At 54.4% G+C, this 18,477-nt stretch carries 20 protein-coding genes; 7 read left to right on the top strand and 13 right to left on the bottom strand.

What is annotated here, in order from left to right:
* The first annotated feature begins 17 nt into the window (after positions 1-17).
* Positions 18-1,442, top strand: a complete 1,425-nt coding sequence (locus KK078_RS02720) for a RagB/SusD family nutrient uptake outer membrane protein (protein ID WP_254088703.1) — start codon at positions 18-20, stop codon at positions 1,440-1,442.
* A gap of 760 nt (positions 1,443-2,202) precedes the next feature.
* Here KK078_RS02720 and KK078_RS02725 read toward each other — a convergent pair.
* From KK078_RS02725 to KK078_RS02755, 7 genes are all read right to left on the bottom strand, one after another.
* Entirely contained in the window at positions 2,203-2,454 is a 252-nt protein-coding gene (locus KK078_RS02725) for a helix-turn-helix domain-containing protein (RefSeq protein ID WP_254088704.1), read from the bottom strand.
* A 212-nt stretch (positions 2,455-2,666) separates the two neighbouring features.
* Positions 2,667-3,509 (bottom strand): helix-turn-helix domain-containing protein, encoded by an 843-nt coding sequence (locus KK078_RS02730; RefSeq protein ID WP_254088705.1) that lies wholly within the window; start codon positions 3,507-3,509, stop codon positions 2,667-2,669.
* A 53-nt stretch (positions 3,510-3,562) separates the two neighbouring features.
* Complete coding sequence (locus tag KK078_RS02735; protein ID WP_254088706.1) at positions 3,563-3,838, bottom strand: hypothetical protein; 276 nt, start codon at positions 3,836-3,838, stop codon at positions 3,563-3,565.
* Positions 3,839-3,872: 34 nt separating this feature from the next.
* Entirely contained in the window at positions 3,873-4,502 is a 630-nt protein-coding gene (locus tag KK078_RS02740; RefSeq protein ID WP_254088707.1) for a Type 1 glutamine amidotransferase-like domain-containing protein, read from the bottom strand.
* Positions 4,503-4,613: 111 nt separating this feature from the next.
* The gene (locus KK078_RS02745) at positions 4,614-5,162 is read right to left on the bottom strand and encodes an SRPBCC family protein (RefSeq protein ID WP_254088708.1); all 549 of its coding nucleotides are present in this window, start codon (positions 5,160-5,162) and stop codon (positions 4,614-4,616) included.
* Between the two features lie 118 nt (positions 5,163-5,280).
* Positions 5,281-6,030, bottom strand: coding sequence for an arylamine N-acetyltransferase family protein (locus tag KK078_RS02750; protein ID WP_254088709.1), 750 nt, complete (start codon positions 6,028-6,030; stop codon positions 5,281-5,283).
* A 68-nt stretch (positions 6,031-6,098) separates the two neighbouring features.
* Positions 6,099-7,310 (bottom strand): hypothetical protein, encoded by a 1,212-nt coding sequence (locus KK078_RS02755; RefSeq protein ID WP_254088710.1) that lies wholly within the window; start codon positions 7,308-7,310, stop codon positions 6,099-6,101.
* Positions 7,311-7,428: 118 nt separating this feature from the next.
* Here KK078_RS02755 and KK078_RS02760 point away from each other — a divergent pair, with 118 nt between their 5' ends.
* The 3 genes from KK078_RS02760 to KK078_RS02770 all read left to right on the top strand — a co-directional run bounded on the left by KK078_RS02760 (position 7,429) and on the right by KK078_RS02770 (position 10,484).
* A complete protein-coding gene (locus KK078_RS02760) occupies positions 7,429-7,884 on the top strand; it encodes a DUF5020 family protein (protein ID WP_254088711.1) in 456 nt (151 codons plus the stop codon).
* Positions 7,881-8,150, top strand: coding sequence for a hypothetical protein (locus KK078_RS02765; RefSeq protein ID WP_254088712.1), 270 nt, complete (start codon positions 7,881-7,883; stop codon positions 8,148-8,150). Before KK078_RS02760 ends, KK078_RS02765 begins: the two co-directional genes overlap by 4 nt.
* A 204-nt stretch (positions 8,151-8,354) precedes the next feature.
* Positions 8,355-10,484: a response regulator gene (locus KK078_RS02770; protein WP_254088713.1), complete on the top strand. Its 2,130-nt coding sequence runs from the start codon at positions 8,355-8,357 to the stop codon at positions 10,482-10,484.
* Here the strand turns inward: KK078_RS02770 and KK078_RS02775 are convergent.
* A complete protein-coding gene (locus KK078_RS02775; RefSeq protein WP_254088714.1) occupies positions 10,481-10,705 on the bottom strand; it encodes a hypothetical protein in 225 nt (74 codons plus the stop codon). The genes KK078_RS02770 and KK078_RS02775 overlap by 4 nt on opposite strands.
* Before the next feature lie 174 nt (positions 10,706-10,879).
* On the opposite strand from KK078_RS02775, the gene KK078_RS02780 reads away from it, so the two are divergent.
* Positions 10,880-13,477 carry an ABC transporter permease gene (locus KK078_RS02780; RefSeq protein WP_254088715.1) on the top strand — a complete coding sequence of 866 codons (2,598 nt, stop codon included), beginning with the start codon at positions 10,880-10,882 and terminating at the stop codon, positions 13,475-13,477.
* A 38-nt stretch (positions 13,478-13,515) separates the two neighbouring features.
* Here the strand turns inward: KK078_RS02780 and KK078_RS02785 are convergent, their stop codons facing one another.
* Entirely contained in the window at positions 13,516-14,004 is a 489-nt protein-coding gene (locus KK078_RS02785) for a GyrI-like domain-containing protein (RefSeq protein WP_254088716.1), read from the bottom strand.
* Positions 14,005-14,162: 158 nt separating this feature from the next.
* On the opposite strand from KK078_RS02785, the gene KK078_RS02790 reads away from it, so the two are divergent.
* Both KK078_RS02790 and KK078_RS02795 read left to right on the top strand, forming a co-directional pair.
* A complete protein-coding gene (locus KK078_RS02790) occupies positions 14,163-14,498 on the top strand; it encodes a YciI family protein (RefSeq protein WP_254088717.1) in 336 nt (111 codons plus the stop codon).
* A gap of 53 nt (positions 14,499-14,551) precedes the next feature.
* Complete coding sequence (locus tag KK078_RS02795; protein WP_254088718.1) at positions 14,552-15,793, top strand: RNA polymerase sigma factor; 1,242 nt, start codon at positions 14,552-14,554, stop codon at positions 15,791-15,793.
* Position 15,794: 1 nt separating this feature from the next.
* On the opposite strand, the gene KK078_RS02800 is transcribed toward KK078_RS02795, so the two are convergent.
* The 4 genes from KK078_RS02800 to KK078_RS02815 form a co-directional block, all read right to left on the bottom strand.
* Entirely contained in the window at positions 15,795-16,190 is a 396-nt protein-coding gene (locus KK078_RS02800) for an iron chaperone (protein ID WP_254088719.1), read from the bottom strand.
* An 88-nt stretch (positions 16,191-16,278) separates the two neighbouring features.
* The gene (locus KK078_RS02805) at positions 16,279-16,986 is read right to left on the bottom strand and encodes a hypothetical protein (protein ID WP_254088720.1); all 708 of its coding nucleotides are present in this window, start codon (positions 16,984-16,986) and stop codon (positions 16,279-16,281) included.
* Positions 16,987-16,998: 12 nt separating this feature from the next.
* Positions 16,999-17,298, bottom strand: a complete 300-nt coding sequence (locus tag KK078_RS02810) for a DUF1330 domain-containing protein (protein ID WP_254088721.1) — start codon at positions 17,296-17,298, stop codon at positions 16,999-17,001.
* A complete protein-coding gene (locus tag KK078_RS02815; protein ID WP_254088722.1) occupies positions 17,295-18,473 on the bottom strand; it encodes a DNA methyltransferase in 1,179 nt (392 codons plus the stop codon). The genes KK078_RS02810 and KK078_RS02815 overlap by 4 nt, the downstream gene beginning before the upstream one ends.
* Positions 18,474-18,477: the final 4 nt, after the last annotated feature.

Consider the following 18,477-nt stretch of genomic DNA (forward strand, 5'->3'; position numbering starts at 1 on the left):
TTACATGGTCATGCACTATGGAAGTCATCACGGTCAAATCATATAACCCCCAACGATACGTTTTAGTATTTCTGCTGTGTATGGTGGTATTTGGTTGTGATTCACTCGTCGATGTCGACCCTCCTGGCACGCGTCCGCCGCCCGAGTTGATCTTTCAGGACGATTTAACCGCTGTATCAGCGGTGCGCGGTATGTACAGTGAGATGTCTTCCAAACCCTATTTCAACAACGTTGGTATCAGTCTATTATCCAGTCTGTCGGCAGACGACATGCGGGCGCTGCCCGGTCTGGACGCTTCAAAAGATCGCACGCCTTTTGAAACGACCGATATCGATCCTTCCAATCCTTTGCTTAAAGAATACTGTTGGCAGCCGGGGTATCGCTACATCTATGTTGCCAATTCGATCCTGGAGGGACTTGCCGCATCCACGGGAGTATCTGTCGCGTTGAAAAATCAACTGCGCGGGGAAGCCCTTTTCATCCGGGCATTTTCCGACTTTTACTTAACCAATCTATTCGGAGATATTCCGCTACCGACGTCTCCCGACTTTGAAAAAAATCTACACATTGAACGCACTTCATCTGCAAAAGCATATGATGCCATTGTCACTGATCTCCGGGAAGCGCAGGAACTGTTTTTACAAGATAAAGATTCCTTGTTTACAAAAAACGATTTTCCACGCAATCGCGCTAGCTATTGGGCTGCCACTGCGTTACTGGCCCGCGTCTATTTATATCTCGGGAGATGGATGGAGGCTGAACAACAGGCAACAACAGTGCTTGACCAGACATCGCTTTTCACACTGAGTGACAGTCTCAATGGTGTATTTCTGGCTGAGAGCCAGGAAGTGATCTGGCATCTACTCCCTGTAGTGAAGCGCACAGGCACTCACGAAGCCAATCTCTACCTTCGCCAAGTGAATAAAAAGCCCGTTATTCACCTGACAGCATCGTTTCTGGAGACGCTCGAGCCCGGCGACCAACGGGCCATACACTGGATACATACGGCCCGCGTAGAAAACACGGATACTGTTTATCATTTCCCATACAAATACCAACAAACCGAAGCTCAGGATCAATTCCACGTCGAATTGCGCCTGGCAGAGCTGTACCTAATACGTGCAGAAGCGCGTGCCCATTTGGGAAACGCATCAGGCGCGATCGAGGATGTGGATATGATCCGCCGGCGTGCGGGTCTCACATCGTTAAAAGGTCAATCCTTTACCGACGACATTCTATTACAAAAGATTGCACAGGAACGACGCATCGAATTCTTTGCCGAAGGTGGGCACCGTTGGTTAGACCTTAAACGGACACGCAAAGCTTCAACATTATCGCTAGTCGACTATAAGAAATGGGAGGATACAGATGAACTGTATCCTGTCCCCCAATCTGAAATTTCCAGCAACCCAAATCTTGGTCCTCAAAATCCGGGATACTGATCTCTCTCAACTAATTTTTATACATTGTAACTGCGCATGGAGTTCCTCCGTCCGCCTGCCTTCTTATAGTACAGGATGCCCCTTCAATCAACACGGTACATAATTGTGCTCCGCTCGTAACACATCCTGGATTTGAATTCATTACACACCCGCTCGGTGTAACCGCATAATAATTAATAGCCGGATCGCTCACCTGGCTATAGATTGTGCCCGCAACGGCAATGGTGACAGCGGCTGACGCTGTCAGTAAATTTGAAATGTTCATAGGGTTTAAAATGTTTAATGGATAATTGCATTTCGTAGGGGCTCCATCCCTACTTATCCGAATATACTGACAAACATTTAGAAGTTTCCCCAAAAAGTATACTTAAATATAGTTTTTCAGGAAATACCCTAATAGTTACCTATATATTACATGGGTATATTTTTTGTATTGAGGAAATTATATAACGGAATCGTTTTCGAAATCGAGAGTATAGTATCATTTCGGGGAAATTGGTACATATACAATATTTAAGCGCAACTTTCTTATACCAGTTAATTAAATTTGATACATTACAGGAACGGTATTGCTATTACCAGTAGTGTACAGTATATCTATCGGGCCTATCATCAGGAATGAGAATATTCCTAACTATTATTATTGGGAACGCAACGCAGCAGGCCCAGGAGCGCCGATACGATCGTTACGCGGGATAATAAGAAGAAGTATGGAGAAGAATTACGCCCTTTACAAGGTCATTCGTTCCCCGGATGGGTTTTAAGCACCCGATCGCTTGAATAAATCGGCGGGAGTGACCTGATAATACGCACACAATCTTTCCAACTGCGAAATCCGCATTTCGTGCGTTCCGGCTTCGATCGCCGTTAATACCTCGACCTTGATCCTTACGGCTTTGGCAACCGCTGCTATTTCCAACCCTTCCATCTTCCTTAATCGTTTTAAATTCACCCCGATCGTCTTTAAACTCTTATCAAAACCCTTTGCAAATTCTTTGTCGGTCTTTCCCATGGTGTGCAGCTTATAATTGGTTTAATGTCAACGGTGCTATAACCGGTCCTTCATTGCAAAGAAAGGAAGACAACCCCAATCGTGTAACTACATATATGATATTCGCCTCAGCCCCAGGGTGACGCTGATTTATACTAATCAAAATATCTTATACCGTGTGATCGTTTTAGATACACCCGTGCATCGCCCGGGATATACCCGGCCGGGTGTTTTTACTCCTTTCTCCTAGCATCCTTTGTGCCGGTGCGTTCGGGGAAGTTTTCGATGAGCTCGTTGGACTGCTGGTGGAACTGAAGAGGTGAGCAACCTGCAAATTCGCGGAAGGTCCGGATGAAGTGAGACTGATCGGCATAGCCATGTTCAAACGCGATGTCGGAGAGCTTGTCGTACTGCCCGCCGCGCAGGCAGTCGAGCGCGGCCTGGAAGCGCCCGATGCGCGCAAATAATTTGGGGGAAACGCCGATGTGCTCCCGGAAGCGGCGTTCGAGGCTACGCTCGGATATGCCCAGGTCGCGTTGCAGCAACGGCAGGGAGACATCGCCACGGGCGCCGGCGATATACGATGCGATCTGCTGGGTGCGCGCATCGATGCGCAGGTTGTTTCGCTGAATGAGGTGGAAGAGGTACTGCGACAGTACGTCGATCTGTTCTTGCAAGGACCGGGCGCCGAGCAGGCGTTCGGGCAAGTTGAACGGCTCCGGGCGTGACAGCCCACCCAGGTCGGTGCAGCTATCGGTCAGGGCCCCGGCGTCGATGCCAAAGACGGTACGCAGGGCATGTGGTTGAAAGTATACACCGATCTGCCGGAACTGCTGCGGCGTATATAGCTCGCGGTGGCCGGTAGTCTGACCGTATAGAAAACACGCAGGCAGCTTTTTTTCATCTTTGTCGTAGAAGTTGGTGCCGCTCAGTTGCTGGAAGATCAACCCCGGACAGCCGTCGGCAATGGCACTGAAGGTTTTCAGCTGGTCGCCGCGATCGTGGTTCTCCAGCGTCCAATAATAGCGGACGTAGGGCTTGAGGTAATCGGGCGGCGGGATCTGCTGAAAGTGCATATACCTTAAAGATACGGCTTTACCTCTAAAAAGTTATATACACTGCCGGATCGCTACTGAAGCAGCTCCAGCAGCGTGTGCGGCCAGGCGGACGGATCGTTGCCGTCATCGTCGCTGAGGACAATGGCATAATAGCCTGCGTCGCTCATGAGGCGGATGATGGCCTGCGTGTGCACAAAGCCCGTGTTGCATTGCACACGCAGGATACGATCGCTGTCGTCGAGGGCGAAATTGGCTTTGTACTCCGGGAAACGTGCGTGGATGCACGCGAGTAACCAGGCTGCATCGTCTGCATCGGTTACGTTGGTTTTAAAAACTTCTACCGTCATACGGGGTATGGTTTAAAGTGGCTGGTGCCTTGGTTTAAAAGATCTGCTGGTCATCGCCCTGGATGACCACTACCTGCGTATCGTCGAGGGCGAGGGCATTATAGCCTTCGGCCAGCAACTGCTGGTTGGCTTTGGCTGCGCCGACCGCGAAGTCGTCGTTGTCCATGTGGGGCACGATAACGGCTTGTGTCATGCCGAGCCCCTCCCAAACGACCTCCGGTGCCCCGGCAGGGTCGTCCATGGCGTCGAAGGCCCGGAGGGTAGGCCCGGCCATGATGGCACCGGCGCTCCACCCGGCATATACTTTGCCCAGGCGCACCAGCGCGGGAATGATCTCGTCGGCGCCGCTTTCCTTCATGATCCAGCGCAGGTAAAAGGTGTTTCCTCCGCCGACCCAGATCACGTCTTTGTGGATCAGCTTTTCGCGCAATGCGTGCCCCTGGCAATGGCGCAGGTCAATGGTCTCTACGTCAAAACCGTGGTAGGTAAAGGCATCGCGGGTGGCCTTGACCCATCCGGCCGAATCGGGGATCACATCGGCGGCATTTTCAATGGCCGCCAGCTTGATCTCTTTTGGCAATTTGCCGGCTAACCGCGCCAGGGTGGCATAATGTTCGTCGGGCAAGCCCAACGAGTATAAAAAGAGCTTGGGTATTTTAGGCATAACATTGACTTACTCCAAAATTATACCTGCCCGGATCTCATCCCAGAGGGGTATACCGGTCAGGCCGTTTGGCGGTTTGTGTCGCTCAAATATATGTAACTGTACAGTTTCCTATAGATAGGCTACCGTTTTATTTTCCTGTACGTCTTTCAGATTCTGCAGGGTTATTTCCAGGTCCTTGCCCAGGATCTTTTCGAAGTCGATGAACAGCAGCATGATGTTCATGGGGTATTTCATACCGCTCTGAAAGGCCCAGGTAACGATTGTCTGATCCGGGGAAACGCTTTGGAACGTTATGGTCGAGTCGGCTTTTCCTTCAAACGGTTTGATGAAACGCACTTCGAGCGCCACGCGCTCATCGGCCACCAGGTCTTTGATCTCCTGCTCACCCTGCCCTACCTGCTTCATATCACTGTCCCATGCATATACAAAGCCCACGGTGCCGTCCGTGCCGCGGTAGGTCTTCCGGGCATGGGGATCAGCCATCATCCATTTATTAAAGGCTTCCTGGTTCCGGACATGACTTACATAGTCGTATAACACGGCACACGGGCGGTTGATCGTAATAGCGCGCTGCAGGGCGTACTTCTTCCGGACGAACAGGGCAACGATCAAGGGCAGGGCGATGAGGGCCAGGAGGATGCTGAGGAAGGTGGTCATGGTATTGGTTCTGTTAAATCGTAGTTCAAAGATACTGCGTTCTAGGACCGTACCGGGAGGGGTGAATGTGACAATCGCCGGGGTGCGACGGGACAAGTTGGCCGCGATGCGTGTGTGTTTACAAGGCCAGACCGAATTCGGACCGGAGAACTTCCTTTCGGTGCTCTTCGCCGGTGATCTCTGAAATGATGCGCTGCTCGTGGCGTCGCTCGATGAGCCGGTCGTTAAACAGCGTGATGCGGCCCGCATCCGTGGGACGGGTGCAGACAATGTTCCTGACGAAGTACGAGTCGGGGTTTATTTGCTTGTCGTAACAGCTGGGCTCGAAGTCGCTGATGTTTTGTGCGTCGAGGGTAAAGGTATATTTGGGTTGAAAGGTATTGCCGTCGGGCGACATGGCCAATACATACCCGCTGTCGTGCGGGTCGATGCGGAAGTAGTTCCGGCCGTCGTGCTGTTCCTTGCCGGGGGTGATTTCCAACGGTGCGACAAAAAGATCACCAAAGCCCACGTCGAGCAAATAATCGGTACCGGCTTCTACCACAATGGCCATGTGATCGAAGCGCGGACCGGGTGTGCCGTTATCGTCGAAGATGCTGGCCGAGATCATGCGGCCGCGAAAACCCAGACGCTGCAGCAAAGTGAGGAAGAGGCTGTTCAACTCGTAGCAAAAACCGCCGCGACGCTGGGTTACTACCTTGTCGTATACCGCGGCCGTATCGAGCGTAAATCTTTTTTTATAATGTACGTCGAGGTTTTCAAAAGGTACCTGAAAGACATGCTGGCGATGCAGACGCGTAAGCGTGTCTGCGTCGACGGTGGGGGTATGCTCAAAAGCGATCCGGTTCAGGTACTGTGTGATGTTCATGGGAACAATGGTTTCTATCGGCCTGCCTTTCCCGCTAAAATTTCGTTCCATCTTGCTACGCCCACCGGTCACGGATTATCGCAGTGTATACTCGCAAAGTGATAGGAATCGATCCAGGCAGGTACCGGCGGGGCGGGCGGCGCCGTGCCCTGAATAGCAAACAACCCCATATACCGGGGGTTGATGGTGAAGTCGCCGTGCGCTGCTTCTTTAAATGCAAAGCCTTCCATCGACCCGATGGCGAACAAAAAGCGATAGTGATGACCGTGGCGCTCGATCTTCAGGGCGGTGCGCGCCAGGTTGTTTTTCGCGAGTATTTCCTGCTCGGGTTCCAGCGTAAAGAGCGTAACGTGTGCTATTTCCTCGGGTTTACTCAGGTCACCGCTGCCGGATGAGCTCATGGCCTGCAGCATGATCTCGGCAGGTTTGTCATAGCCTCCGAAAAAACTGTTATACCCTATCGACAAGCGTAGCACTTTGCCGGTGAAGGTTTTGTTTTCGGCCAGCAGGATGCCTACCTGCTGCCAGTTGTGCACCGGGAAAAACCCGGTCAGGTGGATCTCTGTCGTGAAACAGCCGGTAGGGATCGTTCTGTACAGCAAGTTGGTGATGCTGGTGGATCCGTTGCCGGTAGACCAATTGTCACCGGGCAAGGTATATAACGCCAGGTGACCGGCCCGGTCGGCCCGCTTTGACCACCAGGCGGTATCCGGGTTTTCCAGGATCCAGCCCCGGCCGCTGAGCGAGTCTGTTTGTACAAATGTAAAATGTTCGGTCACTGTTTTGGTCTCTCCGCGTGTGAACCAGGGGCGCAAGGCCCATACACTTGTGATCAGCAGGAGCAGGATGATCATGCCCGTGACCCAGCGGATCTCGAGGCGCCGGCGCCTATGGCGGGGCAGGCCGGGAAGCGTCGTCTCCGGACTGCCCGCCGTGCTGACCTGGAAGCGGCTTTTGTAGCGGAACCAATACGGGTGGTGACCTTCGTGATCCTTGCGCTGCACCTCATCGGTGTAGGGCGCCCCGAGCACATAGCGCGCCAGCGTGTCGCGTGTTGCCACGGAAGGGTTCTCTTTTTTGCCTTCCTTATGTCCGAGGATATACAGGGAGTAGTTCCGGAGGCTTTTCACGCCGATCGTGAGGCCGGTCTGCTCGTGTATGTCGATGGACAACAGGCGGGCATCGGCCTCTGTGAGCGGCGCATGCGCTACCTGGCCCAGACATTTGGCGCAGGCTTCCCGAAAGAGGGCGTTGAATGCAGCTTCCTGTTGTTCTTTCATTTTTGCCGTAGCGGCTTGTCAGATTTCCGGTGCAATTCCGGAGGTTTCCTGCAGAATTCCAAAGGTGGCGATCCTCGCGCCGGACCTTTGCCCGACACGATCACCAACGTTCAATTTTATGAAATTCCTGCTTTTTTCCATGCTGCTGGCGGCATGTCTGCCGGCGCTTTCGCAAAACCTGCAGCTGCACTACGATTTTCGCCATTCGCTCGATCCGGCGCTGCACCGGCGAAATTTCCCTTCGGTCAGTTTTGAATACTTCAAGCAGCTCGACACGGTCGGCACGGGCTCCTTCCTGCTGAAGGTGCAGGCCGATCTGAACGGAGGGGATCACAACGTGGGGCAGGTGTTCACCCAACTGTCTCAATCGTTACGCTTCTGGAAGCCCAAGGTATACCTCGCGCTTCATTACAGCGGTGGCCTGGGCGCTACCGACGAGGGTTATGGTTTCTATCTCCCCAATGCCTATGGCGCGGGCGTCTCTTATCCTTTTCAATGGAAAGGCGCCTGGCTGGCGGTCAATGCCCTGGTGCGCTGCAACGCCTTTAGGCGGCCGAGCTATGACCCCAGGTGACATTTTATTTTGGGCGCGGCTTTTTCCGGTATAAGGTGTTTGTGGGAGGCAGTATGGTGTGTTGGACCGAGAACCGGGACCGGGGCGAAGCCTATACCGACTCGCTGCGGGGGAAGAAGCTGGCGATGTTCGGCGACCCGCAGGTCTGGGTCAAGGTCTGGAAGGGTATTTCTGTCGGCACCCGGATGAACATTTTTTATCATGTGCTGCGCGACGACAACCGCTGGCAAGTATATCCGACGTTGGGAACGAAGGTGCAATTCTAGCACGCTGCCGGCCGGGCGCCGTACAGCATTATGCCGCCGGGATCGTTTTGATGATCTCAGGGATACCGGGCAGGTTGAGTAAATATATACGCAAAAATGACACCGATCGGCCGGGTGCATCGGTATGTTTCTTTTTTGGAAATGAAATTTCGGCGTGGGATATGGCTGGATTTCGTACCTTCGGTCTACAAAACCCAACTCTCTATGCGGTGGCTTTCCTGCTTTCCGGTATTTTTTATTGTATCTATCGTGTATGGACAAGATGCCGTGCCCGCGCGTGCGCGTCGTCTTGAGCATCAGGTGGCCGAGCAACGCCGCGCGCCACAGACAGGAGACAATCTTCATGCCCTCGCCGGCGAGCTTCGCCGGCTGACGCTGACCGATGCCGACAGCGGCCGTTATTACCTGGGGCTTCTGGGAAATTTATACGACGCTCACCGCCGCGACAACGTGGTGGCTGCACAGTACTTCATTACGGCCGGGCTACACTTTCGTCAGCAGGGTCAGCCCAAGACGGCGCTGCCCTACATGACCTCCGCGCTGGACTACCTGGAGTCCGGCACACCCGACTCTGCCTACGCTGCGCAACTGCTTGTCCTGGGCGACACGTATCAAGCCCTGGGCGACCCCAGCAGCGCCGAAGACTATCATCGCCGCGCGCTGCGGTTATTCGAGGCGCTTGATAACACGCAGGGACTTGCGCTCGGGCTTTACGGCCTTGGCAGCGACCTGCTGGCGCAAGAACAATATCGCCAGGCTGAAAAACACTTTCGCGCCGCCCTCAAGCTGCAGCACGCCTTGCCGGACGCACAGGTGCTCACGGCTGTTCACGCGGGGCTTGCACGCACGTATGCCGGCATGAGCCGTTCGAGCAAGGCAGTAACGCATTACACACAGGCGCTGGCCCTGGCACAGTCCCACCACCATACGGCCGAGGCGCTGGCGCTGATGACCGAGCTCGGCACCTACTACGCGGAGCATCACAACGCGGAAGACGCCAAGAACTATTTATTACAGGCTCTACCCTTGGCATATACGGCGGGCGATACTACCACCCTGGCCCACATCCGGGCGGCGATCGCCACGCTGAATTCCCGGCGCCGGGGAAACCCCGACGAGCGTGCCTTGCTGGACGGCCTGCTGGCCACCACGCAAACCGCTACGCTGCACGACTTTCCGGAAGCCTACTATCGCCTGGCCCAGTGGTATGCGCACCGCCGGCAATTCGACAAGGCTTATACACAACTGCATGCTTACTTGCAATTGAACGACACCGTTCACGGGCAGGAGGCGCGGCAGGCCTTGCAACGCCTCGAAGCGCACTATGCCGGCGCGCAACGGGAGTTCGAGCGCCGCCAGCTGACGGCGGAAAATTATGCGCAGGCCTTGCAGTTGCAGCTGGACGAGCTCGCCGGACAACGCAATCTCTTTATCGGACTGAGCAGCCTGCTTTTTGTGCTATTGGTGGCCGGTGGCGTTTACCACGCCCGTGTGCGGAGGCGGTTTGCACAGGATGCGCTGCTGGAAGTCGAGATGCCCAAGCCGTCGTTCCCCTCGAATTTGCCTCATACCTCCTCTCCCAGCCTGCGGCCGCTGCTGACCGACGTGGACGCCGAAACTCCTTCGGTCGCCACGCTTGAGGCCATGCTGGCCGTGCAAGACGACGACGCCAGCCGGCAGGCTTTGGTGTTGATTGCAACGGATGACGCCGATACCCGCGCGCGCATCACCCATACGTTGCAGGACCATTTCCGTGTCGCGACCGCGACGGATGGGCTGGAAGGTTGGGAGAAAGCTTATACACAAGTGCCGGACCTCGTGCTTTGCGAAACGGTCATGCCCCACCTGAGCGGCAACGCGCTGTGCGAGCGTCTGCGTGATGCGACGGTGACGAGTCACATTCCGGTGATTATGCTTACCTCCAATGCCGACGAGGAAATACGCGTACAGGGGCTGCAAGCGGGGGCTGATGCGTATATACTCAAGCCTTTTGAGCCGACCGAGCTGCGCACGCGTGTACAACAGATCATCGGGCAGCGCGAAGAGCTGCGCGTGCTGCTCAGCCAGCAGGTAGCCCTGCAAACGCAGGACATCTTTCTTTCGGATCCTGAATCCGACTTTATCAACCACGTGACCCAGCTGCTGGACGCGCACGCCACCGATGCCGGGTTTGGTGAAGAGGAGTTTATTACCGCCGTGGGCCTGAGCCGGATGCAGCTGCACCGGAAATTAAAAGCACTGACGGGTAAGTCGACCGGTACGTTCCTGCAAGACTTCCGTTTGACGCGGGCCAAGCAGTTCCTGGCCGAGGACAAAGGCATTCAGATCAGCTAAGCGAAGGATCGATACGTAAACGCCTGGTTGATCCGCGCGATACACTGCAGCGCGCCTCCAGGCGCATCGGTGAGCAAATGAAACTCGGATCGGGAAAATTCTTTCCGAAAGGCCTTTGTATCCATGGCCTTCCAGGTGTCAACCTGCCATAGGTTCAGGATGGTTCGGATCGTCGGAGCCGACAATGCAGCCGCTGGTAAGATCTGGTAATGATAGATCATTTGTGCAGGGCGAATATAGTTGTTTCCGGCTGCTCATTTCCGCCCAGGGCATTGTTCAGATCCGAACAATATTCCGATGGTACCATCGCCTGACCGCTCCATTTCGCCGATTCCCGTTCTGGCACAGTTCTCGTATTCCTACATTTAGGAAAATAACCTGATACGAGAACGACTATGCCTGGGCCTCCCCGTTTATTTGTGCGCTTCTTCCACTGGTTTTGCCAGCCCAGCCTGTTGCCTCATATCGAAGGCGACCTGATGGAACTGTATCATGCGCGGCGGAAGATGCGGGGTAAGCGCGGGGCCGATCTTCGTTTCATACGCGATGTTATACTCTTATTCCGGCCGGGCATTATTCGCCCGGTGTTTGAACGTTCAACGCAAACCCCCTATGGTATGTATACAAGCTATCTGAAAATCGGCTGGAGGAACTTACTCCGCCACAAAGGATATTCTGCCATTAATGTCGGCGGTCTCGCAGCCGGTATGGCCACGGCACTATTAATAGCCCTGTGGATCTACGACGAGCTTTCGTTTAATCGGTACCACGATCACTATGATACGATCGTACAGGTAGAACGCACCGAGCGCTGGGAAGGCACCGGCGAGGTAAGTGAAATTCACACTACGGGGCTGGGCTCGCTGTTGCGCAACGGTACCTATGACGCGTTGTTCGAGCGCGTCGTCATGGTGCGGGCTAACCTCGAAGAGCGCGTGGTGGCCGCCGGCGATCGAAAGTTCACCCAACAGGGATATTTCATGCAGCCCGAGGGCGGCGAGCTACTCAGTTTGCATATGAAGTATGGATCGCGCGACGGATTAAAGGATATGAAGTCCATCCTGTTGTCCGCTTCATTGGCTCAAAAGCTTTTTGGCGACGTCGACCCGGTGAATCAGGTGGTGATGATGGATGCCCGGTCGGAGCTGAAGGTGACGGGGGTATATGAAGACCTGCCGCGGAATACGACCTTTCACGAAGCCAGCTACTTTGCTCCACTCGATCTATACCTGGGGGGTAGTGGTCTGGACGCGTGGGACAATTATCACATGTATGTTTACGCACAGTTGCGCCCTGGTATAAACGCAGCGCAGGCATCCGCCGTCATTCGCGACATTATGCTGCCCCACGTCGATTCGGAACACATAAAACGAAAGCCTGCCGTATTTCTGCACCCTATGCCGCGCTGGCATTTGTATTCGCAGTTTGAAAACGGCGTGAACGTTACCAGCGAGCGACTGCGCACGGTGTGGTATTATGGCATTATCGGCGGCTTTATCCTGCTCCTGGCGTGTATCAATTTTATGAATCTGAGCACGGCGCGGTCGGAGAAACGCGCCCGGGAGGTCGGCATCCGGAAGTCGATCGGATCGCACAGGCTACAGCTCATTCAACAGTTTTATGGCGAATCGTTTTTAACGGCGGGATTAAGCTTTATCGTGTCGCTGGCGTTGTTGTGGTTGGCGCTGCCCGGGTTTAACGCCATTGCCGACAAGGCGCTTGTACTGCCCTGGCGCAGCGGAATTTTCTGGCTTGCCTGTATGGGGTTCACGGTCTTTACTGCGTTCCTGGCCGGGAGCTACCCGGCATTATACTTGTCTTCTTTCAACCCGGTAAAGGTATTGAAGGGAACTTTTAAAGCCGGGCCGGCGGCCTCTCTGCCCCGCCAGGTGCTGGTCGTGGTGCAATTTAGTATTTCGCTGATGCTCATCATTGCTACGGTGGTAGTACACCAGCAGATCCAGTTTGGCAAGACCCGGCCGGCGGGGTATGCGCGCGAAGGGCTTCTTTCCCTGCGCGCAGCGACCCCTGAATATGCAGGACGCTACCAGGTGTTACGCCAGGAGCTGAAGAATACCGGTATGGTAGAAGAGATGGCGGAGGCGAACTACCCGGTGAACAGCACGAAAGGCTGGAACGGTGGATTTTCCTGGAAGGGTCAGACGATCGAGCCTGCGTTCAACACGATCTTCGTCACACACGAGTATGGCCAGACCGTGGGCTGGGAGTTTATAGAAGGACGCGATTTTTCGCGCGACCATGCCAGCGATATACGAGGCATCGTTATAAACGAATCGGCTTCGCGTCTGCTGGGGATGGAGCACCCCGTGGGCGAAAGCCTGGCGTGGCGCGACCGGGGTACATTCAAGATCCTGGGCATTGTGAAAGATATGATCAAGGGTTCTCCGTTCGAGGCTACTTATCCCTCTATCATCTTCTTGTCAGAGAACGATATGAAATGGCTTTACATGCGGCTGAAGCCTACGGTAAACCCGCACCAGGCGATTCCTGCCATCCAGCATGTCTTTGCTACGCTGATCCCTTCCGCGCCGTTCGATTATACTTTCGTAGACGATATCTACGCCGCCAAGTTTGGCGCCGAAGAACGCATTGGGAAACTGGCTACGCTTTTTAGTGTGCTGACGATCGTGATCAGCTGCCTGGGACTTTTTGGATTGGCCTCGTATGTAGCCGAGCAACGCACCAAGGAGATCGGCATTCGTAAGATCCTGGGCGCGTCGGTCACGTCGCTGTGGCAAATGCAATCGCGCGACTTTGTGCGGCTGGTGGTGATCGCTTGCGGTGTGGCCCTGCCGTTGTCGTTCCTGACGATGCAGCGCTGGCTGGAGCACTACGAGTATCACACCACGCTGTCGTGGCCGTTATTTGTTTGTGCCGGCGGCGGGGCGCTGGTGTTATCGCTACTGGTGGTAAGCTACCAGGCGTTGCGGGCGGCCGTGTCCAACCCGGTGAAGAGCCTGCGGTCGGAATAAGACACCACGCTTTCGCTGACGCGGTTACGGAAGGTTCACTATTCCTTCGGGCGAATGGGGATCCATACCTCTTCTTCCGAGTCGGGATGATCGTGTTTGTATTTTGCGCCCAGGATCTCAAAATGGGGCCGGTCGTCGAGGACATAGGCTGACGCCGGCAGCCACTCGTGGAAGATGCGGCGGAAGGTGGGCATAAAGGCACTGGGCGGACCGTGGTGTAGGAAGACGGCATACAGTCCTTCGAGCTGAAACGATTCCATGCCCGCGGGGATGTTCGAGATGTCTGATACTTCGGCGGTTGCCCATCGGTTAAACGGAGTGTGAGGTGTAAAGGATTGTGGAGCCCAACCCCGATTGTAGTCCTGAATGGAGTACAGGTCTGTGCCGACCGCATGGATGATTTCGCGGCGGCGGGGCATAAAGGTGCGCCAAAGGTCGGCTGTACGGTTTTCGGCCAATGTCATTCTCAGGTACATGCCGATCAGTTTTTTGCCGGGTAGCTGTTCGATGCGCGGTTGTGTGCTCATGTGGTGGATGGGGGGTCGCAGTGACAGTTTTTTTCAAAAGTACGCTAAATTGCGCTTTCTGGCAGAATCAAAAATTTTTCTGGTGAGAGATGTCCAATGCTGGCGGGTTCGGTCATTGTCAGTTAAAATTTATCTTTTCAACGCTAAACAAGAAGTGTATGCAAGAATTCGCATTGTTATTTCGCCAACCCAGCTACGACTACAGCCAGTTACCACCGGAAGAAATGAAGGAGCTTACGAAAAAATGGAAAGACTGGGCGGGTGGCGTGGCGGCACAGGGCAGGCTGGTGTCGAACGGTCCGCGATTGGGTGAACCTGCCAAGGTGCTCAAAGCTGGCGGTGTTGTGACAGACGGTCCCTTCGTAGAGATCCGTGAGGTGCTGGGAAGTTTCATCATCGTTAAAGCCGAAAACCTGGAGGACGCTACGACGCTCGCGCACGGTTGTCCAGCATTAGATTCGCAAGGCAGCGTAGAAATACGGCCTATCTGGTGATCTCTTGTCTGTAAGGACCCCGCCTGTTTTCGGCGGGGTTGTTCCTATTTTCCATGATACAAAAACACGACGCCCTTAAACAGCTTTTTCAACGCGAGTTCTCCAAAATGGTGGCCGTTATTGCTCGCCTGTATGGGTTGGAGCATATTGCCCTTGCCGAGGACATCGTGAGCGAAACATTTCTGCAGGCCATGGAAAGCTGGGAACAGCGCGGCGTGCCCGAACATGCCACTGCCTGGCTATATGCCGTGGCGAAACAAAAGACGCTGTATCACTTTCGGCGCACAAAGATCCTGCAAGACAAGGTACTGCCTTTCGTTGCCGCCAGCGCGTCGACGAAGGCCGATGCCGTCGAACCTGACTTTTCACAGCAGGGCATTCGCGATAGCCAACTGCAAATGATGTTTGCCATCTGTACACCGGCCATTGCCAGCGAAGCTCAGATCGGCCTGGCGTTACGTATTTTATGCGGGTTTGGCATAGATGAGATTGCGGAGGCATTTCTGTCTAACAAGGAAACGATCAATAAACGTTTGTTCCGTGCACGGGAGAAGTTACGCACGGAAGGCATTACCATGGAATTCCCACCGGAGCACATGCTTGCGACGCGACTTGACAACGTACTCCATGTGTTATACCTGTTGTTCAACGAAGGGTATTACTCCACCACCCAGGATAAGATTTTGCAGAAAGACATGTGCCTGGAAGCGATGCGGCTCTGCCTGCTCTTAACCGGGTACCCTCCTACCCGCACGCCGAAGACACACGCGTTGCTGGCACTGATGTGTTTTCATGCATCGCGTTTCCACGCCCGTCAGGTGTCGCCTGACGATCTTCCCGTGCTCTACGAACAGCAGGATGAGCAACTGTGGGACCAGGCGCTGATCCATCAGGGGCATCACTTTTTGAACCTCTCCGCCGAAGGCAGCGACCTGAGCTCGTATCATCTGGAAGCACGCATTGCCTCCTGGCATTGTGTCAAAGAAGATACAACCGAAAAATGGGAGGAGATTCTGCAGCTGTATAACGATTTATTGTTCATCAACTATTCGCCCGGTGTTGCCCTCAACCGAACGTTTGCCTTGTATAAAGCGCGTGGCTGGCAGGTGGCGCTCGTGGAAGCAGAGAAGCTCAAATTGGAGAACCATTTTTATTTTCTCCTGCTGGGCGAATTATACCGGCACACCGACACCGGGCAGGCGTTAGTCCATTTCCGCAAGGCGCACACGCTGGCCAAGACGCAGGCCGAAAAGCGCGGTATCCAGGAGAAGATCGACGCCCTCGGTACTTTCTGAGCTATTTTTTCTTTTTGACTTTTGCCTGTTCTTTCTCTTTTGCCTTGTCTTCGTTTTGCAGCGCACGGTATTTTACGATACGGCTGATGAGTGTGAGCGGCAACGGTTCGTCCAGGGGAAACTGTACCGACCCTTTACCGCCTTCATACCGGGCGAGCTCTTTCTTGAATTCTTCAATGCCCTGGGGTGCGGGATAAAAACCTATGTGGTTCTTATGGGCGGCGAAGTGTACCAGGTTGCCATGCAGGTAAAAGGTCGGGATGGCATAGCTGATCTTTTCTTCCGCCCGGGGCGCCGCTTTGTGGATCGTTTCGCGAACTTGCTTGAGCAGCTTCTGAATGGCCGGCGGAAACGCCGCGATGTACTCGTCGATGGTGGTTGCCTCTACGTTTTGCATGATCGAAAAGGTTTATACCCAAATTTACAGGCATTTGTCGCCGCTGACGGAGGGCGATCGTGCCTTTGTGAGGGGGAAAAAGGGGCATTTATGCTTTGCGCGTCAGCTGCCGGATGGCTGCCAGGTGTGAAAAGAGCACAATGGGCACGATACACGTGGGCAACCAGCTGTAGGGAAAATTCAGGATGGCCACGTTGGGCTGGTCAAAGGCAAATTGCTGCAGCGGCGACGGCACCGACAGTGCCGCGTTTATAACGATGTTGAGCAGCAGCCCGAGACATAAAACGTTCCAGGCTAGCAACACCGATCTGTTCAGACGGCCTTTTGTCACGCCGACATACGCCACGAGCGGCGCGGTGATCCCGGCGAGGATATCGAAGTTACGCCCTTCGAAGGTCATCAGCTGCGGAACGGCCTGATGCAGGTAGAGCCAGAACAGAACGATTTCGACGGGGATGCGCACAACGTGCACCCAGGTGAGCGCCGGCAGGGACAAGTTGTCGACAACCTGTCGCCCGGCTTTGGTGACGAATAACAGCACAATCGTTAACAGCGGCGGAAATACACCCAGCATGATAATGCGCGGGGGCATCGCAGTCGTGTCGGTGTTATAGACGCCCTTTAGGGTCAGAAAGGTTTGCAGGGCCAGCCAGACTACAAGGCAGATGATAATCACGTAATGCTGGGCTTTCTGGCTACCGGGATAATGTATGGTGCGACAGAACAGATAGATGGTAAGGATGGTTGTCAGGGCAAAGATCCAGGGAACGTAGGTGGGGATTTGTGGAAGGAACATAAAATAATGGTATTACTGTATACCCTGCGCCTGGATGACCCGGCTTACCGAGGCTTGCTTTAAGTGCAAAACCTGCTCGCGGGTCTTGTCTTGTTTGAAGGCGTCAAGGTCCGCTTGGGTTGGGAAACTCACGAAATGGATCTCATACGGCAACCCGAGCGAACCACTGATGTAGGTCTCGGACGTAGGGCGGATGCGAAGGTGTAGGGTGCCGTTGTATTTCTCGATCAGCGGCATCGCGATGTCTTCAAATTGATGGAAGGCTTGCTCCTGGCCTTCATGCAGGTAGACGAGTTGGGTGATGTAAATCATGGGCCATACGATTCAAGCGTGAAGTTGTATTGGATCCCGTCGATGTCTTTGCCTTCGCGCAGGTTGGCGAGGCGCCGGGTAATGATTTCGATGGCTTCGGCACCGCTGTCGCCGGTGATGCAGGAGCGTTTCATTTTAATGGCCCGGGCGAGCGTGGTGCCGCTGCCGCCGTAGAAGTCGCCGACGAGGTCGTTTTCCCGGGTGGTGATCGACAGGATATATTCGAGCAACTGCTCCGGTTTTTTGGAGTCTTTGAAGTCGATGCCCGCTCCGCCTTCTTTGTAGATGTTCGGAACGATCTCCGTAAAATCGAGGTCGTTGGTGGGCAGCACGGGGCGACCCGCAGTAAGGGTCGATTGAAAGTATACGCCGCTGCTGCGCTTGGCCGTTTGTGTCTGGAACCAGCGGTATCCCAGGCCTTCATTTTCCAACCCCGGTACGCGCACAAGCAGGTTGTCGCCCAGCGGGCGTAAGTAGCTTTCGAAAAATTCTCCCGACCAGTTTGCCGTGGCCAGCTTTCCGGCGATGATATACCGGCGCAGGTTGTGCGCTGCGGGCGCTTCGCGGTGTATCTTATATTGACCCGGTCGGTATATCTCCACTTCCTTGCCCTGAATGATCCGTCGCTCGGGTTGGTCCGTCAGGGTCTCGATGCGATGGTCAAACTTTTCGAGGCGGGGATGTTTCTGGTCGGTATAAAAGCGGGTCTGTTTGTCTTTGCGGTAAAACAGCAAATACTCATAAACGTCGTGATAGGTGGCATTGATCATCAGCTGCCGTTCGCTATGCCGGATCTTGACAGGAAACAGACCGATAAAACATTCGGAGCCGAACACCGTGTCGCAGATGTGTTTGAGATTAAACAGCTCCATCTGGTTGATCGACAGCGCGAGGAATCCCTGCCGGCGGAGCAATTTATAGGTATTGCTTACCACCTCGTGGAGCTGCTCCGACCAGCGGGCGGACCGGTCACGGTAGTGTTTTCGCGAACCGCGTGACCGCCTGGTGTTATAGGGCGGGTCGAGGTAAATAAGTTGAAACGCCTCCGGGTAGTCGGCTATCAGGTGGTGTGTCAGGCTGGCGGCTTCCCGCTGGAAAAGTTTGTAGCGGTTCCCTTCAGTCGGTGGCGCCTCCCGGACTGCCGATCGTTGCTCCTGTATAACGTTGTCAATCACGACT

The organism is Dawidia soli, from assembly GCF_018598185.1.
GTDB classification, from domain to species: domain Bacteria; phylum Bacteroidota; class Bacteroidia; order Cytophagales; family Cyclobacteriaceae; genus Ohtaekwangia; species Ohtaekwangia soli.